Annotated in this window: 20 protein-coding genes; 11 read left to right on the forward strand and 9 right to left on the reverse strand. The window is 55.1% G+C overall.

The genetic code is table 11. The features are described 5' to 3' along the window. Position 1: 1 nt before the first annotated feature. The 4 genes from aat to FHI25_RS16255 all read right to left on the reverse strand — a co-directional run bounded on the left by aat (position 2) and on the right by FHI25_RS16255 (position 2,981). Complete coding sequence (aat, locus tag FHI25_RS16240; RefSeq protein WP_064789837.1) at positions 2-667, reverse strand: leucyl/phenylalanyl-tRNA--protein transferase; 666 nt, start codon at positions 665-667, stop codon at positions 2-4. 202 nt (positions 668-869) lie between these two features. Beyond that, positions 870-2,219: an acetyl-CoA carboxylase biotin carboxylase subunit gene (accC, locus tag FHI25_RS16245; RefSeq protein ID WP_008890611.1), complete on the reverse strand. Its 1,350-nt coding sequence runs from the start codon at positions 2,217-2,219 to the stop codon at positions 870-872. 17 nt (positions 2,220-2,236) lie between these two features. Then, positions 2,237-2,683 carry an acetyl-CoA carboxylase biotin carboxyl carrier protein subunit gene (locus FHI25_RS16250; protein ID WP_210519553.1) on the reverse strand — a complete coding sequence of 149 codons (447 nt, stop codon included), beginning with the start codon at positions 2,681-2,683 and terminating at the stop codon, positions 2,237-2,239. Positions 2,684-2,693: 10 nt separating this feature from the next. Beyond that, entirely contained in the window at positions 2,694-2,981 is a 288-nt protein-coding gene (locus tag FHI25_RS16255) for a type II 3-dehydroquinate dehydratase (RefSeq protein ID WP_210519555.1), read from the reverse strand. A 320-nt stretch (positions 2,982-3,301) separates the two neighbouring features. On the opposite strand from FHI25_RS16255, the gene thiS reads away from it, so the two are divergent. Beyond that, a complete protein-coding gene (thiS, locus tag FHI25_RS16260; protein ID WP_064781543.1) occupies positions 3,302-4,297 on the forward strand; it encodes a sulfur carrier protein ThiS in 996 nt (331 codons plus the stop codon). A gap of 131 nt (positions 4,298-4,428) precedes the next feature. Here the strand turns inward: thiS and FHI25_RS16265 are convergent, their stop codons facing one another. From FHI25_RS16265 to FHI25_RS16275, 3 genes are all read right to left on the reverse strand, one after another. Beyond that, positions 4,429-5,190, reverse strand: a complete 762-nt coding sequence (locus tag FHI25_RS16265; protein ID WP_210519556.1) for a DsbA family protein — start codon at positions 5,188-5,190, stop codon at positions 4,429-4,431. An 87-nt stretch (positions 5,191-5,277) separates the two neighbouring features. After that, entirely contained in the window at positions 5,278-5,964 is a 687-nt protein-coding gene (locus tag FHI25_RS16270; RefSeq protein ID WP_246879153.1) for a hypothetical protein, read from the reverse strand. Further along, positions 5,961-7,370, reverse strand: coding sequence for a M48 family metalloprotease (locus tag FHI25_RS16275; protein ID WP_338010102.1), 1,410 nt, complete (start codon positions 7,368-7,370; stop codon positions 5,961-5,963). Before FHI25_RS16275 ends, FHI25_RS16270 begins: the two co-directional genes overlap by 4 nt. Here FHI25_RS16275 and FHI25_RS16280 point away from each other — a divergent pair. Together FHI25_RS16280 and FHI25_RS16285 are read left to right on the forward strand one after the other, a co-directional pair. After that, positions 7,303-8,691, forward strand: a complete 1,389-nt coding sequence (locus tag FHI25_RS16280; protein WP_210519558.1) for a gamma-glutamyltransferase — start codon at positions 7,303-7,305, stop codon at positions 8,689-8,691. The two genes, FHI25_RS16275 and FHI25_RS16280, sit on opposite strands and share 68 nt — an antisense overlap. 78 nt (positions 8,692-8,769) lie before the next feature. Next, positions 8,770-9,921 carry an aminotransferase class I/II-fold pyridoxal phosphate-dependent enzyme gene (locus tag FHI25_RS16285; protein ID WP_210519560.1) on the forward strand — a complete coding sequence of 384 codons (1,152 nt, stop codon included), beginning with the start codon at positions 8,770-8,772 and terminating at the stop codon, positions 9,919-9,921. Between the two features lie 71 nt (positions 9,922-9,992). On the opposite strand, the gene FHI25_RS16290 is transcribed toward FHI25_RS16285, so the two are convergent. Beyond that, positions 9,993-12,989 carry an Rne/Rng family ribonuclease gene (locus FHI25_RS16290; RefSeq protein ID WP_210519562.1) on the reverse strand — a complete coding sequence of 999 codons (2,997 nt, stop codon included), beginning with the start codon at positions 12,987-12,989 and terminating at the stop codon, positions 9,993-9,995. Positions 12,990-13,638: 649 nt separating this feature from the next. Here FHI25_RS16290 and FHI25_RS16295 point away from each other — a divergent pair. The 6 genes from FHI25_RS16295 (at position 13,639) to FHI25_RS16320 (ending at position 21,959) form a co-directional block, all read left to right on the forward strand. Continuing rightward, a complete protein-coding gene (locus FHI25_RS16295; protein ID WP_246879154.1) occupies positions 13,639-14,922 on the forward strand; it encodes an N-acetylmuramoyl-L-alanine amidase in 1,284 nt (427 codons plus the stop codon). 258 nt (positions 14,923-15,180) lie between these two features. Beyond that, positions 15,181-17,604, forward strand: coding sequence for a penicillin-binding protein 1A (locus FHI25_RS16300; protein ID WP_210519563.1), 2,424 nt, complete (start codon positions 15,181-15,183; stop codon positions 17,602-17,604). A 250-nt stretch (positions 17,605-17,854) separates the two neighbouring features. Then, positions 17,855-19,426 (forward strand): alkaline phosphatase D family protein, encoded by a 1,572-nt coding sequence (locus FHI25_RS16305; protein ID WP_210519565.1) that lies wholly within the window; start codon positions 17,855-17,857, stop codon positions 19,424-19,426. 171 nt (positions 19,427-19,597) lie between these two features. Next, a protein-coding gene (gene prfB / locus FHI25_RS16310; protein ID WP_120226253.1) for a peptide chain release factor 2 occupies positions 19,598-20,726 on the forward strand; the annotation gives its coding sequence in 2 pieces (ribosomal slippage) (positions 19,598-19,666 and positions 19,668-20,726; 1,128 coding nt in all). Positions 20,727-20,980: 254 nt separating this feature from the next. Further along, positions 20,981-21,235 (forward strand): hypothetical protein, encoded by a 255-nt coding sequence (locus tag FHI25_RS16315; RefSeq protein ID WP_008890625.1) that lies wholly within the window; start codon positions 20,981-20,983, stop codon positions 21,233-21,235. A 118-nt stretch (positions 21,236-21,353) separates the two neighbouring features. Beyond that, positions 21,354-21,959, forward strand: a complete 606-nt coding sequence (locus FHI25_RS16320) for a nucleoside deaminase (RefSeq protein ID WP_210519567.1) — start codon at positions 21,354-21,356, stop codon at positions 21,957-21,959. An 80-nt stretch (positions 21,960-22,039) separates the two neighbouring features. Here the strand turns inward: FHI25_RS16320 and FHI25_RS16325 are convergent, their stop codons facing one another. Further along, the gene (locus FHI25_RS16325) at positions 22,040-24,178 is read right to left on the reverse strand and encodes a methyl-accepting chemotaxis protein (protein WP_210519569.1); all 2,139 of its coding nucleotides are present in this window, start codon (positions 24,176-24,178) and stop codon (positions 22,040-22,042) included. Positions 24,179-24,448: 270 nt separating this feature from the next. Here FHI25_RS16325 and FHI25_RS16330 point away from each other — a divergent pair, with 270 nt between their 5' ends. Next, positions 24,449-25,936: a DNA-3-methyladenine glycosylase 2 family protein gene (locus tag FHI25_RS16330; protein WP_210519570.1), complete on the forward strand. Its 1,488-nt coding sequence runs from the start codon at positions 24,449-24,451 to the stop codon at positions 25,934-25,936. Between the two features lie 2 nt (positions 25,937-25,938). Continuing rightward, the gene (locus FHI25_RS16335; RefSeq protein ID WP_282597593.1) at positions 25,939-26,460 is read left to right on the forward strand and encodes a methylated-DNA--[protein]-cysteine S-methyltransferase; all 522 of its coding nucleotides are present in this window, start codon (positions 25,939-25,941) and stop codon (positions 26,458-26,460) included. The last annotated feature ends 47 nt before the right edge of the window (positions 26,461-26,507 follow it).

A 26,507-nucleotide genomic window follows, 5' to 3' on the forward strand; every position in this document is an offset into this window, starting at 1 on the left:
CTCAGGAGGGCGAGTGTGGCTTACTATCGCCGCCTGTCAGGGTTTCTTCAAGGATTTCGGGATCGACTTCAAACGGAAGGTTGGCGCGCCCCGTCAATGCCTTGGCCAGTTCGTTGCGATATCGTTCGCGCGGGATTTCTTCGACACCGAACTGTTTGAGGTGATCATTGACGAACTGCGTATCAAGCAGGCTGTAGCCACCCTGACGCATCAGCGCGACCAGATGGACAAGGGCGACTTTCGACGCGTTTGTCGCGCGTGAAAACATGCTTTCACCAAAGAACGCCTTGCCCAGACTGACGCCATACAAACCACCAACCAGCTCGCCATCTTTCCATGCCTCGATCGAATGCGCGCAGCCCATCTTGTGAAGTGCACAATATGCATCAAGGATGTTGCTGTTGATCCAGGTATCGTCGCGGGTATCGGTGGGCTCCGCACAGGCGCGGATAACGTCGGGAAAGGCCCGGTCGACATGGATCTTATAGGTACCCTTGCGCACAGCCTTGCGCAGGCTGCGCGGGACATGAAACCCGTCAAGCGGCAAGACGCCGCGCCACTCCGGATCAATCCAGTACAGGGTTGGATCATCATGGCTTTCGGCCATGGGAAACAGGCCGACGGAATAGGCGCGGATCAAAAGATCAGGGGTCAGCTGGTTTGACATGATCGCAGTGATAATTGCTTTGGTCCTGTTTTTCTGGTGGTTGCTTACATATGAGTGACCCGGTCGCATGCGACAAGGTCGTTACCATTTCCAGTTTGAACCGGTCCCTTATAATAGGGAAGCGCGATTAAATTTTTGATTTAAATCTCAAACGAAAAACGGGAACCCGAAGGTTCCCGTTTGAAATTGGCTTAGGCGCTGATCACAGCGTTTTATTCATGCCCATGAACTTTTCCAGCCAGTGGATGTCATAATCCCCTTTCTGGATGTCGGGGTTGGCAAGAAGTGTTTGATGCAGCGGAATGGTGGTTTTGATGCCGCCAATCGCATATTCCGCCAAGGCGCGGCGCAGACGCATCATGCACTCTTCACGGTCACGACCATGAACAATCAGTTTTGCGATCATGCTGTCGTAATAAGGCGGGATCGAATAACCGGTGTAAATACCGCTATCGACACGAACGCCCAGACCGCCAGGGGCATGATATTCCTTGATCTTGCCCGGTGACGGGACAAAGGTCTGCGGGTCTTCGGCGTTGATGCGGCATTCAATGGCGTGACCATGAATTTCGAGGTCTTCCTGCTTGAATGACAGCTCAAGACCAGCTGCAACGCGGATCTGTTCGCGCACAAGGTCAACACCGGAAATCATTTCGGTGACCGGGTGTTCCACCTGAAGGCGGGTGTTCATTTCGATGAAATAGAACTCGCCATTTTCATAGAGGAACTCGATGGTGCCGGCATTGCGATAGCCCATGCCGATCATGGCATTGGCAACCGTGGAACCGATCCGTTCGCGTTCTTCCGGTGTTAGGGTCGGAGACGGGGCTTCTTCAAGCACCTTCTGGTGGCGGCGCTGCAACGAGCAATCGCGTTCAAACAGGTGAACGGCGTTGCCGTGCGTATCCCCGATGACCTGCAATTCGATGTGGCGCGGTTTGCCAAGGTACTTTTCCATGTAAACGGCGGCATTGCCAAAGTTCTGCAATGCTTCCTTACGGGTCATGGAAAATGCTTCGGCAAGGTCTTCTTCGCGCTCGACCACTTTCATACCGCGACCGCCGCCGCCGCCTGATGCCTTGATCAGGACCGGGAAACCGATCTCCTTGGCGCATTTGCGGGCTTCATCAACGCTGGTGATTTCACCATCAGATCCCGGAACACACGGAATGCCAAGCTTTTCGGCCGTCTGTTTTGCCGTGATCTTGTCACCCATCATGCGGATATGTTCCGGCGTCGGGCCGATGAAGGCAAAGCCGTGCTCTTCGACCATGGAGGCGAAATCAGCGTTTTCCGACAGGAAGCCATAGCCCGGATGGATGGCCTCGGCCCCGGTGATTTCAGCAGCCGAAAGAATGGCCGGAATATTCAGATAGCTGTCTTTGGATGCTGCCGGGCCGATGCAGACCGATTCGTCGGCCAGACGCACATGCATGGCGTCCGCATCAGCAGTGGAATGCACCGCGACAGTTTTGATGCCCATTTCGCGGCAGGCGCGCTGAATACGAAGCGCGATTTCGCCACGGTTGGCAATCAGGATTTTGTCGAACATGCGGTTGATACCCCGGCTTATTCAATAATGACTAGCGGCTCGTCATATTCGACCGGATGGCCGTCGGTCGCGATAATCTGGGTGATCTTGCCAGATTTTGGTGCGCGGATCGGGTTGAAGGTTTTCATCGCTTCGATCAGCATCAGGGTCTGGCCTTCGGCAATGCTTGCGCCGACCGAGATGAACGGAGCCGCACCCGGTTCCGGTGCAAAATAGACAACGCCGACCATCGGCGATTTAACCGCACCCGGATGGGAGGCGGCATCAGACGGCGCCGCAACAGCCGGCGCGGACGCAGCCGGAGCAGCCGGCGCCACAGCCGGAGCAGCAGCAACCATGGTGCCCTGACGGGCGACGCGAATACGGTTGTCACCTGCGGCAACTTCAATTTCGGTCAGATTGGTGTCGTCCAGCAGCTCGGCGAGCTGGCGAATGGCGTCATTGTCGATGTTGAACTTGCTCATTTCGATATCTTTATGATGGTGTGTGGATCAATCCGCGCATGGCATCCAGGGCGTTCTTGGTGCTCCGGGAGCCAAAGCCGTAGATCATGCCGTTTGCAGCTTTCGAGACGTTTAAATCGTGTCTGAATGCATTCCGCTTTTGAATATTGGACAGATGAATCCCGAATTTCGCCAAGAACAATGCGGCGAAAGCTTCAAGGATCGCAACCGATGTGTGCGTATATGCCTTAGCATTGCCAAGAATGCCAGAGTCTTCTTGTCGGTTTTGCCTAAAACCAGTCAACTCGTTCACTTCCATTCTTGCTTCGAAGCATCCATCGCGCATCAGTCCGCAGGGTGTCTCGACCGTTCAGGAATGCCCGAACCGCGAAGCAATCCGCTTCTGAATGCCCAACATTTGGAGTTGCGTTTATAACACGACCAAAGTCTGACGCAACTTTGCATTGGCCTTTGCAACGTGGCCTTGATGCTTCCGGGGTGCATGATTGGCCAGCGAGGCGAGCTTGCCGGGTCATCAACACTAAAAAGCGATGCAAGACGGCTTGCTTCGGGCGAGCGTGCTGCGCATACTGCGCGGCAATTGTGAATAATTTGATACCACATGGATGAAACGGAAAGATGCGTCTTACGATCAACGGTGAAGACCGCACCATCGAAAATGCTGGAAACGTTGCCGAACTTCTTGGCGAGCTTGGAATCGCCCAGACCAAGGTCGCGGTCGAACGCAATCTGGAAATCGTTCCCAAAACGGCCTATGGCGAAACCCGGCTGGCCGATGGCGACAAGCTTGAAATCGTGCATTTTATCGGCGGTGGGTCACATGAAGCAGGCCTGGCCGCAGCAGACGATGACGGTTTCGTTGTTGCGGGCAAGAAATTCTCGTCACGCTTGCTGGTAGGGACTGGCAAGTACAAGGATTTTGAAGAAACCAAAATCGCGATTGAGGCATCCGGTGCCGAAATCGTCACAGTTGCCGTGCGCCGCGTGAACCTGACCGACCCGAACCAGCCGATGCTGGTCGATTATGTCGACCCGAAAAAATACACCTATCTGCCCAATACGGCCGGCTGTTTTACCGCCGATGATGCTGTGCGCACCCTGCGCCTTGCACGCGAAGCAGGCGGCTGGAATTTGGTGAAACTCGAAGTGCTGGGCGATCAGGCCACGCTGTATCCCAACATGCCCGAAACGCTTAAGGCGGCCGAAGCCCTGATCAAGGATGGCTTTGATGTGATGGTTTATTGCAGCGACGATCCCATTCAGGCCAAGATGCTTGAAGATATGGGCTGCTGCGCGATCATGCCGCTGGGCTCGCTGATCGGTTCTGGCATGGGGATTTTGAACCCGGTCAATATTGCGCTGATCAAGGAGAACGCCAATGTGCCGGTTCTGGTTGATGCAGGCGTTGGCAGTGCATCCGATGCCGCCGTTGCCATGGAACTGGGCTGCGACGGTGTCTTGATGAATACCGCAATCGCCGGGGCAAAGGACCCGATCCGTATGGCGCGCGCAATGAAACATGCCATCATTGCCGGGCGTGAGTCTTTCCTGGCGGGGCGCATGCCCAAAAAGAAATATGCCGATCCATCCTCGCCACTGGCCGGAATTATCTAGGCGTTATACTTGCGACAAGCTGTAATGCAAAAGGCCGTTTCAGTATTGAAACGGCCTTTTATTTTTCATTGAGACGGCGAAACAACAAATCTGCACATGTTGGCGTTTTGTGTTTGGTCAGGTGGTCTTGATCAGGACGCGTCTTTCAGTCCGGCATCGACCAGCGCATTTACACGCTCCATGTCTGCGCCCGAAACCAGCGTGCCATTGATCAGGAAGGCCGGGGTGCCGGAAATGCCGATGGCGCGCGCCATGCTTGAATACTGTGCCAGCATGCCGGTGATTTCAGGCGCCTTCATGTCTTCAAGCATCTGTTCGACGTCGATGCCAACACCAGTGGCCAGTTCATTGATACGTTCCTGATCAAGCAGGCCGCGGTTGGTCATGAAGGCTTCGTGGGCTTCCATGTATTTGTCCTGCTTGTCGGCGGCGAGCGCAGCACGGGCGGCAAGGGTGCTTTCCTCGCTCAGGATCGGGAATTCGACAAAGATCGTGCGAACCTTGCCATCACTGTTTTCGGCAATTTCCTTCACGCCATCAAAGGCGCGCTTGCAATAACCGCAGTGGTAATCAAAAAACTCGATCACGGTCACCGGCGCATCAACCGGCCCGACCGAGGGAACGGAACTGTCGGCAACCAGAGCATCCCAGACAGGGGTGATGGCTGCAGCCTGCTGGCGGGACTGCTCTGCGGCCTGCCAGGATTGGACATTCTGGATCGCGCGTAAAAGAACATCCGGGTTATCAAGCAGGTATTGTTCAATAACGCCTTCGATTTCGGTTTTCTGTTTAGCGCTCAGGCTATCCTGCGCGAAGGCAGGCTGCGCGCCAATCAGCATGCCAATACCAAGTGCTGTGCCAGCAAGAAAGCGTTTTGCGATATGGGAGTTCATTGGGCGTCCTTTTGTCTCTGGCCAGTGTGTAATGCTGTGGTCCTGACCCTGATGAAATGTGATGGTTTTTGATACGTGATCTCGTTGCTAACGTGAAAGTAAAATATGCGTTAGATGTATCACACTATTCTGTGCGGCGATGTGATCATCGCCCGAAACAATGCCTATCCATACAAGGCGTACCTCGTCGGCCTGGGCATCGGGCCAATATCGCCGATAAAGTGTCGCCAGATCGAAATATTCGCGGTGCCATTCACCGTACCGCACTTCATACTGGCCAACGGCGATGCGGACTTCCTGATCCATCGTTGGTTTTCCGGATCCAAGGTCGCTTTCCGTCCAGCTTCCCTGTGCCTGCCGTCGGAAGCCAAGCACCAGTTCAACATCGCCGACTTGGGCCGCGCTGTTGAATTGCCAGTCAAAAGACAAAAATGGTGAGGCCAGCACGATCACATTTGTCCGCCGACCGATTTCAAATACCCCCATTCCAGGGCGCGCGGCAAGGGCAATGCGTCCGTCCTTGTCCTTCCAACCAAGCGGGGCAGGTGATACGTCAGGCTTTTGATTGACCTGCCAATAGCGCGGCGGGTTGGATAATGAAAAAGGCGCATACAGAAGTTTCAGGTCACCACTGACATCCACACCAGCACCGGGCAGGCTGCAACTTGTTATGCTCAGCGATCCCAGCACGACCATTATAGACGCCAAAACCCTTCTGGATGTGAAGGCGCGCGCGGTCCGTGGCTTGGCACGCAGTGCGGGCGAAGACGTCAATTGGCGGCGTCCTTGCCCGGTACACCATCAGGATTGGTCGCCTGGAGAATGTCTTGCGCACGAACCCATGTGGCCGTGCCCTTTTCAAGCTTCCGGTCGGCCTGCACAGCATGATAGCTCGCCGCTTGTCGATCACCGGTCAAAAGGCTGTATTCCGCCTGTGACAGGGATGCTTCGCCTTCATTGCCAAGACGGTTTTCAACAATAGCCCGGAACCGCCATGCCGATGCATTGCCGCGTTCGCGCGACAATACCCCGATCAGGTTTTCCTTGGCGGGGGCCAGATAGGCCTCATCCCCGGTTTCGATCATCGCATGCGCCAGAAGAAGTCGGATAAGTGGCGCACCGTTTGAAAGTTCGGCCGACTTTTGCAGCGGTGGGATTGCATCGCGCGCACGCCCGAATTCCAGAAGAATCTGGCCTTTCAGTTCTTCGAAATAGGGATTGGATGGTTCCTCGGCGATCAGGCCTTCGATTATCTCAAGCGCGGGCTCAAGTTGTGAATCCCGGTAATAGGCAATCGAGCGGGCATAACGTGCGGCAATGCTCGTATCGCTTTCGGGATAGGTGCGCATGGTATTTTGAATATGGTTGGTAAAGGCAAACAGTTTGGCGCGCATGCGGGCATGGCGCTCATACAGATCCGGGCTGACCTTTGCATCTTTGAGCGACGAGTTGGATACATAATTTTCAAGGAAATCGACACGCTCGACGGTCAACGGGTGGCTGCGCAGATACGGGTCCTGGCTTGCGGTACTCAGCAATTCCTGACCTTCAAGGGTCTGCATAAATTCCAGCATCCCACGCGACGAAATGCCAGCCTCTGTTAAATACTTCACACCGGCCTGGTCAGCACTGCTTTCCTGGGTCCGCGAATAGGCAAGGAAGTTACGGGTGGCCACGTTCTGACCGCCCAGAATGGCGGCAGTACCGACATCAGATCGCCCCGCCGCAACACCGGCAGCAACACCGGCAATTGTGGAAAGAATCGAGATTGCAGACGCATTGCGCAACTGGTCATGAACACGTGAAAGGTGGCCGCCCGATATGTGGCCGGTCTCGTGGGCAACAACGCCGATAACCTGTTCGGGAGTCTCTGCTTTTAACAACAGCCCAGTATTGATAAAAAGCTTTTGGCCCCCGGCAACAAATGCGTTCAAGCTGTTGTCGGAAACGATATAAATGGACACGCCATTCGGATCGAGGCCCGCTGCCCTGAAAATGGGCGTGGCATACATCCGAAGGGTTTCCTCGATCTCTGTATCGCGGATAAAAGAACGACCCTGCGCGAAAACCGTGCTAGGCAGGGCAACAAGGAAAATGGCAGTGAGAGTAATAATGCGTCTGAGCAAAATGTGCGTTCCATATTTTCGTTCGACTGATGTCGGTTCCGTGCCGACGCGCAAGCCATCATGGCGGATCGCGGTCGCAATCGCAATGACTGCCGGTCTTGCCGCATGTAGTGCTAATGAAACAGAAAATCTTGGTCAAATAGGGGCAGTGTCCGGTTATTTCGGTGGTGTGGTCGCTGATGAGCCACGTGCCGTCCGGAATGCACGGGATGTTTTGTCTGCCGGTGGTACGGCTGCGGACGCTGCTGTGGCGCTTTACGCCACCATGACCGTGACCAAGCCATCTGTTGCCGGAATTGGCGGTGGCGGGGTTTGTGTTGTCCATGATCGCGCGACGAAAAAGGTCGAAGTCCTTGATTTCTGGCCACGTCCGGGCACACGCACCGGTTCCGATCAGACGCCAACCACCATCCCGACCGTTCCGCGCGGCCTTTATGCGCTGAGCGCACGTTATGGCCGTTTGCAGTGGGGCTCGCTGATCAGTGCGGCTGAACAATATGCCCGCCTTGGTGTGCCGGTATCGCGGTCGCTGGTTAAGGATATCGAGGCAAACCGTGCCCGGATTGAAGCCAGTCCGGCATTGCGCGCCACCTTCATCCCAGATGGCAAGATGCTTGAAGTCGGTGACCGTATCCGTGCGGTTAATCTGGCAGCCCTTCTGACGTCACTGCGCGTCAAGGGACCGGGCGAGTTTTACAGCGGTGCACTTGGTGCGGACATCGCCAATGCCGTGACTGCGGCGGGCGGTACACTTACCGCTGATGACATGCGCAACTATCGCCCGCAGTGGAAAACTGCGACCGAGGTCAAGGTTGGCAATGAAACGCTTTATCTGGCCTATCCGCCGCGCTCCAATTCTGGCGCTTCGGTCATCACCGAGGGCGGTGAACTTGCCGATATCCTGAACCGTTATCTGGCAGATATCGCATCGGGTTCTGAAGCCGCACAGGCCGGTGCTGGCCGAAGCGGCTTTGTCGTTGTCGACCGCGCAGCCAATGCGGTTGCCTGTGTCACCACCATGAACAAGCCGTTTGGTGCTGGGCTTGGTGCAGATGCGTTTGGCCTTAATCTGGCTGCGGGGGATGCGAATATGATTTCCACTCCGCTGATGGGGCCGGCATTGATGGTGAACCCGTTTGTCTGGGAATACTATTACGGCATTGCCGGCACGGGCACGCCGGCCGGTGCGACCAAACAGATCGCCACCATGGCCGAAGACCTGATTGGTACTGGTGCTGCATCGGGTATTTCGATGAATTCCGACGGGGCGTCTTCGGTCAATGTCATCAAGTGCCTTGAAGGCACGCCACCCCATCCGGAAAGCTGCCAGTTCCTTGCCGACCCGGCAGGCGGTGGCATGGCCGGAACCCGCTAATCAAGAAACCAACCAACAGGGCAGGGATCATCGATCATCCTGCCCTGTTGTTCCTAAACACATGTCAGGACCCCACAAATGGCATTGAAACAATCCCTTCGCGGTGCAATTTCACCCTTTATCGTGATGGACGTGATGCGCGCGGCCAATGCGCGCGAAAAGGAAGGCAAGGCTGTTTACCACCTTGAAGTCGGCCAACCCGGAACCCCGGCACCGCGCAAGGTGCGCGAAGCCGCTGCCAAGGCGCTCGAGTCCGATTTGATCGGCTATACCAACGCGATGGGCATTGATCCGCTGCGCGAAGCCATTGCGGGTCATTACAAAACCAAATTCGGCGTTTCGGTCGATCCGGCGCGGGTTTGTGTCGCCAGTGGCTCATCATCGATCTTTGTGCTGGCGTTTTTGGCGGCCTTTGATGCCGGTGATCGTGTTGCAATGGCAGCCCCTGGTTACCCCGCCTATCACAACATCCTAAGCGCGCTGGGTATTGATACGATCAACCTGCCCGCCGGACCGGAAACCCATTATCAGCCGACGGTTCAGATGCTGCGTGATCTGGATGAACCGGTTGATGGTCTGATCGTTGCCAGCCCGTCCAACCCGGCGGGTAGCATGATCGATGTTGAAACCTACCGGGAACTGGTAACTTATTGCCGTGAAAACGGCATTCGCCTGATCAGTGACGAGATCTATCAGGGCATTTCATTTGGCGATGTGGCCGAATGCACCGCGCTTGAATTCGGTGATGAAGCGATCGTCATCAACAGTTTCTCGAAATACTTTTCCATGACCGGATGGCGTCTGGGTTGGGCGATTGTCCCGCCCGATCTGATGCGCGCGGTGGAATGTCTGCAGCAGAACCTGTTTATCTCTGCCCCTGCATTGTCGCAGCTGGCCGCGGTGGCGGCCTTTCAGTGCGAGGACGAGCTACAAGCCAACATCGCGGCCTATGCGCGCAATCGTGAAATCTTGCTTGATGGATTGCCCAAGGCGGGCTTCACCAAGTTCGCCCCGGCGGATGGTGCGTTTTACCTCTATGCCGATGTCCGCGACCTGACCAATGACAGCGAAGCGTTCTGCAAGCAGATGCTCGAAGAAACCGGCGTTGCGACGACACCGGGGACGGATTTCGACCGCATGCGCGGCAAGGGCTATGTCCGCTTCTCGTTCGCGCATAGCGAAGACACCATGATCGGTGCGGTCAAGGCGCTTCAGAACTGGAAACGCTGATCTTTCAGTAGATCACGACGAAAAAAGGGCTGCCCATTGGGCAGCCCTTTTGTTTGTTCAGATGCCCGGTCTTAACGACCGAGGCTCCACCAGCCGCGTTTCTTCGGCTTCGGTTTTTCGTCTTTTGCCGGTGTCGGCTCAGCTTTCTCAGCCTTGGCAGGCTCGGCGGCTTTCGGCTCGGCCGGTTTTTCTACAGGCTTCTCGGCAGGTTTTTCTGTCGTTTTTTCGACCGGGGCTTCTGCCTTTGGCGTTTCTTTCTTCGGTGCCGGTGCGCTGACTTCTGCCGGGGCAGATGCCGGTGCGCTTGCGGCTTCCGGTTTTGCTTCCGCCTGGGTTTCAGGCTTTGCTTCCGGGGCCGGGCCCGACTGGATCGGGATGTTCTTCACATCACCACGATCTTCATCTCCATCAGTGCGATCAGAACGGCTGTTGCGATCACGGCGATTGCGGCGGTTATCATTGCGATCACGACGCGGACGGGCCGGGGCCGGGGCAGTGGTACTGCGGGTACGACCGGCACGAACGCCGTCCTGATCAAAGCTGTCGGCATCCTGACCTTCACTGTCGGCGTCGATCACGGTGTTTTCATCGGTGCCGTCCGGTGCTTCGTGATCACGATTGCGGCGTGCCGCCGTCAGGGCCGGATCATCAGCCGGTGAACGGGTGCGGTTGCCATCAAAGTCCTGACGACGCGAACGACGGCGACCACCACGTTTGCCGCGACGGCGGCGCTTGCGATTGCTTTCGTCATCATCGTCATCATTATTGTTGCCATCTGCATTATCAGATGCGCCATCGCTGTCGTCTGATGCTTCCTGCGGCTGATCATTGTTGCGATCATCGCGGTCATCATTGCGGCCACGGCGACGACGACGGCGACGACGGCGCTTGCCGCCCTGATCGTCGTCTTCGTTGCGTTCGATTTCGTCTTCTTCTTCTTCGAGATCAACGGGGTTTTCAATCGCGGTCAGCGACACACTGTCGGTATTAAGAACCGCAGAAACCTCTTCGACCTCATCACCTTTTTTCGCGCGTGTACGCTCGATACGGTGATCAGGTGAAATCAGGCTATCATCGCCAAAGATCATGACGCTGAAGCCATAACGGCTTTCGATCTCGCCAAGTGAGTCACGTTTGCGGTTCAGGATATAAAGCGCAACTTCACTGGCAACATGGACGGTCAGCGCACCGGAACGGCGACGCATGCCTTCTTCTTCGATCACGCGCAGCAGGTGAAGGGCTGCACTTTCAATCGAACGGACAAGGCCGACACCACGGCAGTGGGTGCAAACTTCAAATGCGCTTTCGACCAGCGACGGGCGCAGGCGCTGACGCGACATTTCAAGCAGACCAAACGGGCTGATACGGCCGATCTGAAGACGTGCACGGTCGTTGCGCATCGCTTCCTTAAGCTTGCGCTCGACAGACGCCTGATTGCGGTGGTCTTCCATGTCGATAAAGTCGACAACGATCAGACCGGCAAGGTCACGCAGGCGCAGCTGGCGTGCGAGTTCTTCGGCCGCTTCAAGGTTGGTCTTGTAAGCGGTTTCTTCGATGTTGCGTTCACGGGTCGAACGGCCGGAGTTAACGTCAACCGCGACCAGTGCCTCGGTCGGGTTGATAACCAGATAACCACCGGATTTAAGCTGTACGACCGGGTTGAGCATCGCATCAAGCTGGCTTTCCACCTGGAAACGGTGGAACAGCGGCACGCCCTGATCCTTGTAGGGCTGCACGCGCTTGGCATGCGACGGCATCAGCATCTTCATGAAGTCTTTGGCAACCCGGTAACCATCGTCACCTTCCACCAGAACTTCATCAACATCACGTGCATAAAGGTCACGGATGGAACGCTTGATAAGGTCGGCTTCTTCGTAAATCAGGCACGGTGCCTGGCTCTGAAGGGTGGTTTCGCGGATACGATCCCACAGGCGCATCAGATAATCGAAGTCGCGTTTGATTTCGGCTTTGGTCCGTTCGGAACCAGCGGTACGAACGATCACCGCCATGCCGTCCGGAATCTCAAGCTCGGCCAAAATGGATTTCAGGCGCTTGCGATCCTTGGCATTGGTGATCTTGCGCGAAATGCCGCCACCACGCGGGGTGTTTGGCATCAGAACACAATAACGGCCGGCCAGCGACAGGAAGGTCGAAAGAGCCGCACCCTTGTTGCCGCGTTCTTCCTTGACGACCTGAACCAGAATGATCTGGCGGCGTTTGATCACTTCCTGAATTTTGTAGCGTTTCTGAAGCTGACGGCTGTGTGATTCAACGAACTCGTCGCCATCGTCATCGCCACCCATATCCTCGATGTCTTCTTCAACATCGGCGGTCGCGTCAAGTGCGGTTACTTCGTTGGCGTCGTCATCGACATCAACTTCAAGCTCGGCGATTTCCGCAGACATGGCGGCATTGCCACCAGTCGGGGTATCGTCACCGTCCGAACCGTTGTTGTCATTGCCGTCGGTGGATGCTTCTGCGTCCGTGCCAGATGCTTCGACATCATCGCTTTTCTTGCGACGATTGCGCGGGCGACGGCGACGCGGCTTGGCTTCTTCTTCCTCGCCCGAACCGGCATTGTCGGTCGCGGCATCTGACGGGGCAGCGGCCTCGGTCGATGCGGCGGCGTCGGTGTTTTCTGCCTCTGGCGTGTCGGAGGCTTCGTCCTTGCTCTGGGCGCGCGGTTTGCGGCGCGAACGGGAACGCGACGGTTTCTTGTCTTTTTTCGGGCTGTCTTCGGTATCGCCGATATTGTCTTCGACGATTTCGGCGTCCTTGACCTGTGTGTTGCTCTGCTGGGCAAGAGCTTCACGGTCGGCAACCGGAATTTGATAATAGTCGGAATGGATTTCGCTGAACGCAAGGAAACCATGACGGTTTCCGCCATAGTCAACAAAGGCCGCCTGAAGCGACGGTTCTACCCGCGTGACTTTCGCGAGATAGATATTACCCTTGATTTGCTTTTTTGTCGAAGTTTCGACGTCGTATTCTTCTAGGCGATTTCCGTGAATAACAACGACGCGGCTTTCTTCCGCGTGCGTTGCATCGATAAGCATACGTTTGACCATTCGGAACCTGTTCCTGGAGGCCCCGCCAGTTCAATGCTATGGGCGCAATTGCGCTGATATGCAAACAAACCGGCGTGTCCGGAGGCGCCAACCATAAAGGTCGCGATATGTCCTGTATGTATCTGGGTCATCGCGTGTCGGCTGCTCTTCCGGTTGGACCTGGTTTTGGTGTTGAAACAAAAAGAATTAGATTGCGTGTCTTCGAGCGCGCCAAGACAGCCTTTTTAAGGAGGGCTCTATCGGGAGCGGGAATTGCCGCGTCACCGAGACACCGACCGTAAGAACTGCACTCGTCGCGTCCTCAGCCTGGTGGCATTTTGGTTGCTTACCACAAAGCATAGGAATCTCGGGTGCAACATATCCCTTTTATGCGTATGCTACAAACAGTTTTGTTGCGTGATGTGACGACTTTCTGACAGTAACGTGTAAAAACACACAGAAATCCGCGCGATTTTCCTTTGGATGATTTGGTTCGGGCAAATATATGAAAACACACTGTTTTTACAGTTTTGCCCCATGTCATGCCCATCGCGGAAAGTTGAAAGGTCTGTCATGCAAGTTCTGTTGTTGGTCAATTGCCCGTTAACCAACGCATTGCTATAAGCGCTTAACAGATGCTCTTGCAGGGTAACAGGCGCTGAAACGACAGATGTATTCACAGCACGCGACTTCATTTTCCACGCCGAAAAACGCACCATCGCGATCGTTGCTGGTTAAAATTGCCAGAACGATGATGGTGGTGTTTGCGCTGTTGTGTACGTCCCAGATCATCGTATCAGGTGCGTCAGCCCAAACGGCCAAGGTGCTTGGCGCGCGGCTCGGGGTTTATCCCGATTACACGCGCTTTGTGATCGATCTCGATCAGGAAGTCGACTTTACCTATTTCCTGCTACCCGATCCGTACCGCATCATCATTGATATGCCGGAAATTGACTGGAACGCCCCGCCGGGCAAGGTGACTTCGGGTGGTGGGCTTATTTCCGGTCTGCGGTATGGTTTGTTTAAGCCGGGCACGTTCCGTGTGGTTCTTGATGTTGCGCAACCATCGCTGGTTTCAAAGATTTTCTCGTTGCCGCCCGGTGGCGGTAAGCCCAACCGTCTGGTGGTTGATCTTAAACCGACACAGCGCGATGCGTTTCTGACCGCATCGCGCCAGAGCATGGAAGCCTATTCTGCGCGCAGCCGTAACGATACCAGTGCGACCGAACAAAGTGTCGATGTCGCGGTGCAATCGGGCCGGGGTGGCGAAGACAAGCCGCTGATCGCGATTGATGCCGGGCATGGCGGGGTGGACCCGGGCGCGATCGGGGTTGGCAATGTCTATGAAAAGGACCTGACCCTTGCCGCTGCACGCCAACTGGCCGAAACCCTAACCGCATCGGGCCGGTATCGCGTGCTGTTGACGCGTGACAAGGACGTGTTCCTTAAGTTGCGCCAACGTGTGGACATCGCACGCAAGGCCGGGGCTGATTTGTTCATATCCCTGCATGCGGATTCAATTGGTAATCCCAAGCATCGCGGCGCATCGGTCTATACCCTGTCTGAAAACGCATCGGACAAAGAGGCCGCAGCACTGGCATCCAAGGAAAACAAGGCCGACGTCATTGCCGGTATTGATCTTTCCGATGAAAACACGCTGGTGCAAAGCATTCTGATCGATCTTGCGCAACGTGAAACCATGAACCTGTCGGCGACCCTTGCGGCCAACATGGTCAGTCAGCTTGCCCAAAGCATCGAACTGCAACGTCGCACGCATCGCTTTGCCGGTTTTGCGGTTCTGAAGGCACCGGATATTCCTTCGGCACTGTTTGAAATGGGATATCTTTCCAATGCGACCGACGCCAAGCTGTTGCAAAGTCCGGCTCATCGCAAAAAGATTGCCGATGCGGTCTTGCGGGCAATTGATATCTATTTCGAGAAACACAAATTCTAATAGTCGGGCATGATGCCGATGATTTCGCTGGGTCCGAAACGGGCAGCGAAGTCCTTATGCGCGCTGTGCCATGTATAAATGCTGTCTGGCGTGGCGGCTGTCACAACCTTGTCATTATTTTGCCGCTATAATGCGGATACATCCGTTTTTTCGGCACAGACAGGCGAAATGTCTGCCGGGACATTGCATTTCCGGTAAGAGTGCATGAATATGCGCCCCTACTGGATCAGGCCAACAAAATGAAAAAGACCTGCTTACATGCGAATTTTACTTAGTATTTTCGGCTTTCTGTTCTTGATGGCGGTTGCGGGCGGCGCCGGTATGCTGGCGATCTTCTGGCACTTTGGCCAAGGACTCCCCGATTACACCCAGCTTGAAAATTACGAGCCCGAGGTCATGACACGTGTTCATGCATCCGACGGTGCGCTGATTGCCGAATATGCGCGTGAAAAGCGTGTTTTTGTGCCGATTTCGGCCATCCCGCCCAAGGTGGTTGATGCCTTTGTCGCAGCCGAGGACAAAAACTTCTTCTCCCACCCGGGGATCGATTTTGCCTCCGTCTTGCGTGCGGCTGTGACCAACGTTGTCAATATCGGCACGGGCAAACGCCCGGTCGGTGCATCAACCATTACCCAGCAGGTCGCCAAGAACTTCCTTCTGACCAACGAAGTTTCCTATGAACGCAAGATCAAGGAAGCCATTCTGTCCTTCCGGATCGAGCGCGCCTTTTCCAAGGAACACATCCTCGAACTTTATCTGAACGAGATTTACCTTGGCAGTGGCAGCTATGGCGTGGCCGCCGCAGCCTTGCGTTACTTCGACAAGTCGCTTGATGAGCTTAATATCGAAGAAGCCGCCTATCTGGCCGCTCTGCCGAAGGCACCCTCGAACTATCACCCGGTCCGTAACCACGACGAAGCCAAGGCGCGTCGTAACTGGGTGATCGGCCGGATGCTGGAAGAAAATTATATTACCGAGGCCGAAGCACAGGCGGCATGGTCGGCCCCGCTTCAGGGCAAAAGCCGTGAATCGGTTGATACCTATCAGGCTGATTTCTTTGCCGAGGAGGTCCGTCGCCAGCTGGTTGATCGTTACGGCGAAGGCATGCTGTATGACGGTGGCCTTTCTGTGCGTTCGACCGTGGTTCCGCGTTTGCAGGATATCGCCGACAAGGCGCTGTTTGACGGCTTGGTCGAATATGACCGCCGTCATGGCTGGCGCGGTCCGATCACCAACATTGATCTGTCTGGAAACTGGCAGCAGGCCCTGCGCGAAGTCGAAACACCTGCTGATATCCCGTGGGATCGTGCGGTCGTCCTTGACACCGATGCCAACGAGGCAAAACTGGGCCTGATGAATGGCGAGCAGGGCCGCATTCCGCTGCGCTTCCTGACATGGGCGCGCCCGTGGCAAAAGGGCCAGACATTGGGGGCGGTCGTTAACCGCCCGTCAGATGTCCTGAAACCCGGCGACGTCATTTACGTCAAACATTTCGCCGAACTTGATGGCGAAAAACTGCCGCCCAACACCTATGGCCTGCGTCAGATCCCGAACGTCAATGGTGGTCTGGTGGCGATGGATCCGCATACCGGCCGCGTACTGGCGATGTCGGGCGGTTTTTCGCACGATCTGTCGAAATTCAACCGTGCGACACAGGCTCGCCGTCAACCGGGTTCGGCCTTCAAGCCGTTTATTTATCTGGCTGCCCTGGACCAGGGCTTTACCCCGTCCACATTGGTGCTTGATGCGCCGTTTGTGATTGATCAGGGGCCGGGGCTTGGTAAATGGAAACCGGGCAACTATAGCGGCCAGTTCTATGGTCCTTCGACCATGCGCCTTGGTATCGAAAAATCGCGAAACCTGATGACGGTGCGTCTGGCCCAGACCATCGGCATGCCGACGGTTGTCGATTATGCCGAACGGTTCGGTATTGTTGATGAAATGCCAGATGTCCTGTCGATGTCGCTTGGCGCGGCTGAAACGACGGTGATGCGTCTGACCGCGGCCTATGCCGAACTGGTCAATGGTGGCAAGAAAATCACGCCGACCCTGATTGACCGTATTCAGGATCGTCGCGGCAATGTGATTTACCGTCGTGACGAACGCGAATGCACCCTGTGTCAGGATGTGGAATTCCGCAATCAGATGCCGCCTGATCTGCCCGATACCCGTGAACAACTGACCGATCCGGCCAGTGCGTTCCAGATGGTCCACATCATGGAAGGCGTTATTTCGCGCGGTACAGGCCGGACAATCGCCGAACTTGGTTATCCGCTGGCTGGCAAAACCGGCACGACCAATGATTCACGTGATGCATGGTTTGTCGGCTTCTCGCCCGACCTTGCCGTTGGCGTTTATGTCGGCTTTGATGACAACCGATCCCTTGGTGACAAGGAGCAGGGCGCAAGTGCCGCTGCCCCGATCTGGAAGGAATTTATGCGCGGTGCACTTGAAGGCACCAAGGCCATTCCGTTCCGTACACCGCCGGGCATTCGCATGGTCCGTGTTGAGTCGCGTACCGGCCTTCCGGCTGGCCCGGGTGCTCAGGACGTGATCTGGGAGGCCTTCAAACCCGGCACCATCCCGGCATCAAATGACAATGTGATTGATGGCGGTTATACCGGATCTGGCAATTCGGATAACAGCGCAGGCGCTGTGTCCGGTCCGGGCGGCATTTACTAGGCCGCGTGACCACGATCATTTGGCGGCGAAATTCGCCGCTTAAATATCAACAAAGCCGGATGTGATCAGCATCCGGCTTTGTTCGTTCAGGGATGTGTTCATCTGAAAGAATTTGTTTTCAAATCAGGCCTTTCGCGACGTTGTGCTGTCATCAAACAATGACAAAACGATCAAACGGGTGACATCGCACTGTCATTTGATTTTGTCATTCTCCTCAAGGTGATTTTCATACCTTGAAGAGGGTTTCGTTATGTCGTTTCGACTTTCCCGCCGCAAATTTCTTGCCACCAGTGCAACAGCAGGTGCCGCATCCGCCATGGGTGGTTTCTTTATGCCGTCTATTTCCCGTGCTGCTGATCGCCCGATGATTACCCATGGGGTGCAAAGTGGTGATGTGACCGCCAACACCGCCTGCATATGGGGGCGTGCGGATCGTGCATCACGCATGATTACCGAAATCGCAACCACCGAAGGCTTCAAAAATTCGGTCCGTATCCCGCATGTCGATGTCCTGCCCGAACGTGATTTTGCAGGCAAGCTTGCACTGGCCGATTTGCCAGCCGGGCAAGATGTTTTTTACAAGATCCATTTCGAAAACCTTGATGACGCACGCGCATCGTCCGAGCCGATCATTGGCCATTTCCGGACCGCACCGGCGGCGAAACGCAATATTCGGTTTGGCTGGTCGGGCGACACTGCCGGGCAGGGCTGGGGCATCGATGAAGATCGCGGTGGGATGAAAACCTATGCCACCATCGCCAGGCACAACCCTGATTTCTTCATCCATTCCGGTGATACCATCTATGCCGATGGTCCGTTTGCCGAAACCCAGAAAACCCCGGATGGACAGATTTGGAAAAACATCACCACCGAAGACACCGCCAAGGTTGCCGAAACCATTGATGAGTTTCGCGGCAACTACAAATACAACATGCTTGATCAGCATCTGCGCGAATTCAACCGTCTGATCCCGGTTTATTATCAATGGGATGACCACGAAGTCACCAACAACTGGTATCCGGGCGAGATGCTGCTTGGCGATGATCGCTACACTGAAAAATCAGCATCCCTTCTGGCAGCACGGGCAAACCGTGCATTCCGCGAAATGTTGCCCGTCACCGAACATGCATCCGAACCGGGGCGGGTGTATCGCAAGGTATCTTATGGTCCGTCCTTGGAAATATTCTTCCTCGATATGCGGACCTATCGCGGCACCAACGATGCCAATAACAGTGCAACACCGACCGAAAATACCGACTTCCTTGGTCGCGCGCAGATGGAATGGCTTAAGCGCGGTCTTTTGAATTCCAAGGCGACCTGGAAAGTCATCGCGGCTGACATGCCGATTGGCATGATTGTCTATGATGACTGGAAAAACAAAAGCACGTTTGAAAACCTTGCCAACGGCGATGGTGCACCTGCCGGGCGTGAGCTTGAAATTGTTGAACTGCTGCGCTTTATCAAGAATGCCAAAATCAACAATACGGTCTGGCTGACAGCCGATGTGCATTACACCGCAGCTCATTACTATGACCCGAACAAGGCGCAGTTCCAGGACTTCGAACCGTTCTGGGAATTCGTATCGGGCCCACTGCATGCCGGGACCTTTGGCCCCAGTGACATGGACAACACGTTCGGTCCACAGGTGAAATTCACCAAGCACCCAACCAAGGAGCAGGGCGTTAACTTGCCGCCATCTTATGGTTTGCAGTTCTTTGGTCTGGTCGATATTGATGCCGAAACCGAGCAGTTCCGCGTGTCGCTTCGTGATGTTGCCGACGAAGAACTTTATACTGTAACGCTTGATCCTGTTTTTGGCTGATCCCTTATCAGACCATCTGAGCTTTGTTGCGAAACCCGGCACAAATTCTGTGTCGGGTTTTTGCATGGTTGCAGGGGTTTCAAGCGGGACAAAAACTGTTATAAGCCACGCCGACATTGCCGCATCTTTGATGTGGCAAAACAGATTTTCAGACGAATAACGGAGACATCAATGCGCGCCGAAGCACAGGCATTGGTCGATGAAATCAAGCAGTCGATGGCACTGCTGAGGAGGCATCTTTGACTGGGATAACGCTCTTAGACGCCTCGACGAACTGAACGCACTTGCCGAAGACCCGACCCTTTGGGACGATGCGGCAAACGCGCAGAAAGTCATGCGTGAACGTACCCAGCTTGATGACGCCATCAATGGTTATAAAAAGCTCGCCCAAGAGCTTGAAGACAGTGTTGGTCTGATCGAACTCGGCGAAGCCGAAGGCGATAACGAAACCGTCGAAGAGGCCGAAGAGGTTCTGCGCTCGATCCGCGACATCGCGGCAAAGCGTGAACTTGAAAGCCTGCTTTCGGGCGAGGCCGATGGCAATGATGCCTATCTCGAAATTCATGCCGGCGCCGGCGGAACCGAAGCCCAGGATTGGGCATCGATGCTGGCGCGCATGTATTATCGTTGGGCTGAGTCCAAGGGCTACAAGCTTGAGATGCTTGAAGAAAGTGATGGCGAGGAAGCTGGTATCAAATCGGTGACCTACAAGATCACGGGTCATAATGCCTATGGCTGGCTCAAGAACGAGGTGGGTGTGCATCGTCTGGTGCGTATTTCGCCCTATGACAGTTCCGCACGTCGCCATACCAGCTTCTCGTCGGTTTGGGTCTATCCGGTGATTGACGACGATATCGAAATTGAAATCCTTGATAAGGATCTTCGTGTCGATACGTACCGTGCATCGGGTGCCGGTGGTCAGCACGTTAACAGAACCGATTCTGCTGTGCGTATCACCCATATCCCGACCGGCATCGTTGCCCAGTGTCAGAACGACCGTTCGCAGCACAAAAACCGCGACACGGCGATGAAGATGCTTAAAGCCCGCCTGTATGAGGCAGAGCTTCAAAAACGCGAAGCCGAGGCACAAGCCGTCGAAGACAGCAAAACCGATATCGGTTGGGGCCATCAGATCCGCTCCTACGTCCTGCAGCCTTATCAGATGATCAAGGATCTGCGCACGGGCACGGAAACGTCTGATACCCAGGGCGTTCTGAACGGCGATCTTGATGCCTTTATGGCCGCGGCCCTTGCTGCCAAGGTCACCGGATCGGCCGGGGAAATCGAAGATATCGACTGATCGGTTATCCTGAACCACCTGCATTTGAAATCACCCCGTCCGGATTTGGCGGGGTGTTTTTTGTTTTGTGATGGTCAAACTGGCAGAAAATCGTAAATCGAGCGCAAATATCCCATTTCTGTCACAGAATTGCCGGATATCTCTGCAACAGTGTGGTCAAGCGCGATCTGTCGCATACAACAAAACACCCGGGTAATACGGGACACGGGCAGGTCGTGCGGAGCAAACATCCATACTCTCACGGGAAGATCCAAATGGCCCATCAGTCCCATGGTCCGGTCGCGGTCGGCGACCAGTTCAAACTCGCTACACCCAACGGTCCGATTTTCGAAGTCATCAAAATCCGCGAAATGGCCCCGGTTGATCATGCGCTGATCACCAAGGTACGGGATCAGAAATCCCCGACGTTGATTGCGATCACCACCTTGCTTGATCGTGATTTCTATATTCCGGTTCCGCCGGAAAGGCGCCAGATGCCCGATAATGACGGCATATTGCGCGGTCTTTGATTGTAAAGCGTATCGATAGGCTGTTTAGCGCCCATTGATACGAAAAACAGGTTGGCTTGGCGGCCCGGACGCGATGAAATAGCAGCATGTAAAATCACCGCCATCCGGGACCGCCAACATGACCGATGCCAACGCTGATCAGAATATCCTCAACCGACTGTTTTCCGTGCTAGAGGACGACATTCTGCCCAAAACCCGTGCCGGTGTATCGGGCGGCAACAAACTGTTTGGTGCGGCGATCCTGCGCAAGGATGACCTTTCGCTGGTCATTGCCGAAACCAACAATGAAACCGAAAATCCGCTTTGGCATGGCGAGGTCCATTGTCTGAAGCGGTTCTATGAAATGCCCTCCGATCAGCGACCGGCGACGTCGGAGCTAATTTTTCTTTCGACGCATGAGCCGTGCTCCATGTGTTTGTCGGCCATCACATGGGCCGGGTTTGATAATTTCTATTATTTCTTCTCGTATGAAGATTCGCGTGATGCCTTTGCCATTCCCCATGATCTGAAAATCATGAAGGAGGTCTTCACCCTTGAGGATGGCGAATACAACAAATCCAATGCCTTCTGGGATAGCCATTCCATGATGGGCATGGTTGCGGAGCAGCCCGACGATCAGAAGGCCGCCTATGTGACGCGCGCCAAGGTAATTTCAGATGAATATGACCGGCTGTCGGCCCAGTATCAGGACAGCAAATCTGATAACGACATTCCGCTGAACTAAGCCCAACGTAAGCCCTAAACGCACGAAAAACGCGCCCCACTGTCAAGCGGGGCGCGTTTTGGTATTTCCGGGCAGTTTGATCAGGCGGCACGAACCGTTGCGATGAAGCTGTCGACTTCTTTGCCAAGGCGGGTGGCCGATTTTGAAAGCTCTTGGGCGCTGGCAAGGACCTGGGTTGCGGAATGGCTTCCTTCGTTTGCCGCCTTGGTGACATCGCCAATCGCATTGGTCACTTCTTGGGTGCCGTTGGCGGCCAGTGCGATGTTATGGCTAATCTCGTTCGTGGCGGCGTCCTGCTGCTCAACTGCTGCTGAAATCACGGTCGAGCTTTGCTTGTTGTTTTCAATGACATCGCTGATTTCATCAACCGCGGTGACCATTGTGTTGGTAATGCCCTGTACCTTTTCGATCTGGGCGGTGATGTTTTCGGTCGCACGCGCCGTCTGGTTGGCCAGATTTTTGACTTCCTGTGCGACAACGACAAACCCCTTGCCGGCATCCCCTGCGCGTGCTGCCTCAATGGTGGCGTTCAGGGCGAGCAGGTTGGTTTGCTCGGCAATGTCCTGAATCAGTTCCACCACGCTGGAAATTTCGCGTACAGCCTCTGCAAGTCCGTTTGCCGTTTCGCGGGTCGAACTTGCGGTTTCTGTGGCCCGGGTGGTTATGTTGGTTGCGTTCTGGACCTGCGCGCTGATTTCGCGAATGGATGCTGCCATCTCTTCGCAGGCAGATGCCACCGTTTCGACATTTGTACTGGCAAGGCCAGACGCATTTGACACAGACGTTGCCTGTGCATTGGTCTGTTCCATTATCGCGGTAAGGCCCTGGGCGGTTGCCTCAAGTTCGGTTGCCGCAGACGCCACAACTTTGACAATCGTGCCGACATTGTCCTGAAACGCATCGGCAAGCTTGTTCATTTGTTCGCGCTTTTCTTTGGCGGCCTGCACCTTGGTTTGCTCGGCTTCGGCCTCAAGTTCCCTCGCGCGGATCATATTCTTTTTAAAGACTTCCGTTGCCTTGGCGATGTCGCCAATTTCATCAGGACGATCGGTGCCAAAGACTTCGGTATCAAGCTTGCCATCAGCAAGGGTGCCAAGGTTGCCGACAATTTTTTTGATCGGCTGGGTCACCGAACGCGCAAAGAGGATACTCGCAGCGATGCCAAGCAATGCCAAAAGGCCGACAATCACAGCCGCAATCATCAGGGCGCGATAAACCGGGGCAAATGCCTCGGCAGTGTCAATCTCGCCCAGAACAATCCAGTCGACCCCATTGAACTGGATCGGCATATAGGCCGAAATTACCGGGACGCCGCGGTAATCAACAATTTCGTGAATGCCGCTATTGCCTGCCAATGCATCGCGGGTTGCATCCTCGTTCACACGGGTTTTAAGGATCGTGCTTTCCTCGGAAAACCGGGAGTCACTCCGCATCAACCCATCTTCACCCACGATATATGTTTCACCACTTTCGCCCATACCAACCGATGCATTCATGATGCTGTTGATGCGTGAAATCGGCATCTGGAATGCAATCACGCCAAGCAATTCGCCTGCTTCAGACCGGACTTGATGGGCGATGAAACTGGCCGGGGCATCAGCACTGGGTGCATAGGGGCTGAAATCGGTAAAGGCGATGTCCTTGGGGGAATTCAGCTCCAGTGTATCGCGAAATACCCGGCCCAGATCGGTCTCCGCCCATTCGCCTGTTTTAAGGTTGGTGGCAAAGTCCGCCTCCTTGAAGACGGAATAGACAAGCTCCCCATCGGCACGGATCAGGAAGATGTCGTAATAGCCCTTGAGTTCAAGAAACTTCCGGAAATGCGGGTGATAGGTCCGGTGGGCCTGGCTCCAGTCCGATCCATCCCCGGCATCGGTCAGCAAATGCTTTTCGCCAAGCGGGTGGCTGTTCTCGGTGATGTAAAGGTTTTTCAGGGTGGCCATCGGGTTGCCATCCAGCTGTTCCCAGCTTCGGGAAAAAGCGTTTAGCGCATCGCGGGTAAAGCCACTATCTGCCTCGATAGTTAGATCATCTTGGATCGTTTGCAGATAAGACTGGATAGACTCTTTACGAGCATTTGTGAGTGCCAAAAGCTTGCTCTGAACTTCGGTTTTCTGGGTCACCCAAAGTTCAAATGACAAAATTCCGCCAGCGCTCAATGCCGACAGCAAGATCAGACCTGCAATCATCGTCGGCAGCTTCACCGAAATACGCTTCATGACACTTCCTCTTAAGTGGTCGATGCCCTTTGTTTGGGTTTTGAAGGGCTTGGGCACATATTATAAAGCAAAAAACTAACCTATAGTATAGTAAATTATGTCCTTTTGTGCGGGGTTGTGCCACTTTTTAAGTCTAATGTTCACGTTCTGTGTATTTGATCACTGCGCCCAGATGTAAAAATCTTGGTATTTCCGCACGTAACAGACTGCCGAGACGTCTGAGTCCGAATCTGGCGAGTTTTATCGAGCAGTTCTGCTAAACTGCGCGGTATGGAACAGCTCAATAACGATATTTGCTATCAGGCACTCAAGACCCGGGACCGTCGGTTTGACGGGCGGTTTTATACCGCTGTACGGACGACCGGGATTTTCTGTCGCCCGATTTGTCCGGCCGTCACGCCCAAGCGCGACAATGTGGAATTCTATCCCAGTGCCGAGGCCGCAATTGCCCATGGTTTTCGCCCATGCCTGCGCTGCCGCCCCGAAGCCGCACCGGGCAGCCCGGCAAGTACCGGTGTGCATGCCACGGTCGTCCGTGCGGTACGTCTGATTGATCAGGGCGTGCTTGAAAATGGCTCGATCACCGATCTGGCCGACCGGCTTGGTGTCGGGGACCGGCATTTGCGGCGTATTTTCAAGGAACATACCGGTGTCACCCCGCAAGAACATGCCAAGGCACGCCGTCTGTTGCGGGCGCGGCAGTTGATTGTCGATAGCAACCTGACCATGACCGAAATCGCCGACATTGCTGGTTTCGGGAGTTTGCGTCGTTTCAACGATGCGATGAAACAGGCTTATGGGCAGGCCCCAACCGCCTTTCGGCGCAGCGTCAAAACCGTTACCCTGGGAAAGCCGGGTTCGAATGATCCGTTTGCCGCGCGTAATGATGATTTGATTTTACGTCTGCGTGCCCGCCAGCCCTTTGATGCCGAATATCTTCTGAGCTTTTTCCGCGCACGTGCAATTCCGGGCTTGGAAACCGTCTGTGAACGCACGTATGCGCGCGGTTTCAAAATTGATGGCAAGCTCGGCTTGATGATCTGTCATTTTAGCGCGGACCAAGCTGGCGTGGATGTCATCCTGCGCGGCCCGGCCCGGGAGGCAGTGCTTGAAATCGGTGCAAGGGTGCGCAGACTTTTTGATCTTGATGCCGATGTGCCGTCCATCACAGCACAGTTTTCCGACGATGCCTTGCTGGCGCCCTTGGTGCAAAAACGCCCCGGTCTGCGCGTGCCCGGATGCTGGGACCGGTTTGAACTCGCCCTTCGAGCCGTTTTGGGTCAACAGGTTTCGGTGGCAGCGGCACGTACCTTGGCCGGGCGGCTTGTGGCCCGCTTCGGCGATGCCTTGCCCGATGATCTGATCGCTGGGACGGGGATCACCCATGTCTTTCCCACGCCGCAAAGTCTGATCGACCAGGAACTGATCCCGATTGGGTTGACCACGCGCCGTGCCCAGACCCTTGCCGACGTGATTGATCTGTTTGCCAGACCGGATTGTGATCAGATGTCTGGGGGTGAACTGATTGCCGCCATGACCGCGATCAAGGGCATTGGCCCCTGGACCTTGAACTATTTTGGCCTGCGCGGGCTTGGGGACCCGGATGCCTTTCCGGCGGCCGATCTTGGCATCCTGAAGGCATCTGGCATGGGCGGCGGGCCGGACAAGGCCAAGGCACTGGAAAGCATTTCGGAAAACTGGCGGCCATGGCGGGCATATGCCGCGCAATATCTTTGGTCCGCATTGGAAGGAGAATGACGATGTCCACCCAAATCAACGTCGTGCGTTATGCCAGCCCGATCGGGAAACTGTCGCTCGCCTCGATTGATGGCAAACTGGTGCATCTTGATTTCGAAGACAATGATGATCGCCTGAAAACCATTCAGACACGACGGTTCAAGAACCTTGAATGGACGGAGGGCGGCGCGGCACCAGACCCGGTCACTGACTGGCTGGATGGCTATTTTGCCGGATCTGTCGGCGTGCTGCCGATCGATGCGATCAACATGGTCGGGACGGCGTTTCAGAAATCGGTTTGGGATGCCTTGGTCAATATCCCGAGTGGCAAAAGCGTTTCATACGCCGGGCTGGCTGATCAGCTTGGCAACCCCAAGGCGGTTCGGGCGGTGGCGCGGGCCAACGCTCTGAACCCGGTATCAATCATTGTGCCGTGTCATCGGGTGATCGGATCGAACGGCACATTGACCGGCTATGCCGGTGGGCTTGATCGCAAGAAATGGTTACTCGATCACGAAGCCGCCATGCTGGCCAAGGCGGCCTGAACCCAAAAGAAAAGGCTGCCGGATGGCAGCCTTTTTGCAGTCGAAAT

Source organism: Thalassospira sp. ER-Se-21-Dark (assembly GCF_017922435.1).
Taxonomy (GTDB): Bacteria; Pseudomonadota; Alphaproteobacteria; order Rhodospirillales; family Thalassospiraceae; genus Thalassospira.

Excerpts from the sequence above, each read along its gene's own strand:
- aat (WP_064789837.1), bottom strand. The coding sequence starts at position 667 with ATGTCAAACCAGCTGACCCCTGATCTTTTGATCCGCGCCTATTCCGTC.
- accC (WP_008890611.1), bottom strand. The coding sequence starts at position 2,219 with ATGTTCGACAAAATCCTGATTGCCAACCGTGGCGAAATCGCGCTTCGT.
- FHI25_RS16250 (WP_210519553.1), bottom strand. The coding sequence starts at position 2,683 with ATGAGCAAGTTCAACATCGACAATGACGCCATTCGCCAGCTCGCCGAG.
- FHI25_RS16255 (WP_210519555.1), bottom strand. The coding sequence starts at position 2,981 with ATGGAAGTGAACGAGTTGACTGGTTTTAGGCAAAACCGACAAGAAGAC.
- thiS (WP_064781543.1), top strand. The coding sequence starts at position 3,302 with ATGCGTCTTACGATCAACGGTGAAGACCGCACCATCGAAAATGCTGGA.
- FHI25_RS16265 (WP_210519556.1), bottom strand. The coding sequence starts at position 5,190 with ATGAACTCCCATATCGCAAAACGCTTTCTTGCTGGCACAGCACTTGGT.
- FHI25_RS16280 (WP_210519558.1), top strand. The coding sequence starts at position 7,303 with ATGCGTCTGAGCAAAATGTGCGTTCCATATTTTCGTTCGACTGATGTC.
- FHI25_RS16285 (WP_210519560.1), top strand. The coding sequence starts at position 8,770 with ATGGCATTGAAACAATCCCTTCGCGGTGCAATTTCACCCTTTATCGTG.
- FHI25_RS16290 (WP_210519562.1), bottom strand. The coding sequence starts at position 12,989 with ATGGTCAAACGTATGCTTATCGATGCAACGCACGCGGAAGAAAGCCGC.
- FHI25_RS16295 (WP_246879154.1), top strand. The coding sequence starts at position 13,639 with ATGTATTCACAGCACGCGACTTCATTTTCCACGCCGAAAAACGCACCA.
- FHI25_RS16300 (WP_210519563.1), top strand. The coding sequence starts at position 15,181 with ATGCGAATTTTACTTAGTATTTTCGGCTTTCTGTTCTTGATGGCGGTT.
- FHI25_RS16305 (WP_210519565.1), top strand. The coding sequence starts at position 17,855 with ATGTCGTTTCGACTTTCCCGCCGCAAATTTCTTGCCACCAGTGCAACA.
- FHI25_RS16315 (WP_008890625.1), top strand. The coding sequence starts at position 20,981 with ATGGCCCATCAGTCCCATGGTCCGGTCGCGGTCGGCGACCAGTTCAAA.
- FHI25_RS16320 (WP_210519567.1), top strand. The coding sequence starts at position 21,354 with ATGACCGATGCCAACGCTGATCAGAATATCCTCAACCGACTGTTTTCC.
- FHI25_RS16325 (WP_210519569.1), bottom strand. The coding sequence starts at position 24,178 with ATGAAGCGTATTTCGGTGAAGCTGCCGACGATGATTGCAGGTCTGATC.
- FHI25_RS16330 (WP_210519570.1), top strand. The coding sequence starts at position 24,449 with ATGGAACAGCTCAATAACGATATTTGCTATCAGGCACTCAAGACCCGG.
- FHI25_RS16335 (WP_282597593.1), top strand. The coding sequence starts at position 25,939 with ATGTCCACCCAAATCAACGTCGTGCGTTATGCCAGCCCGATCGGGAAA.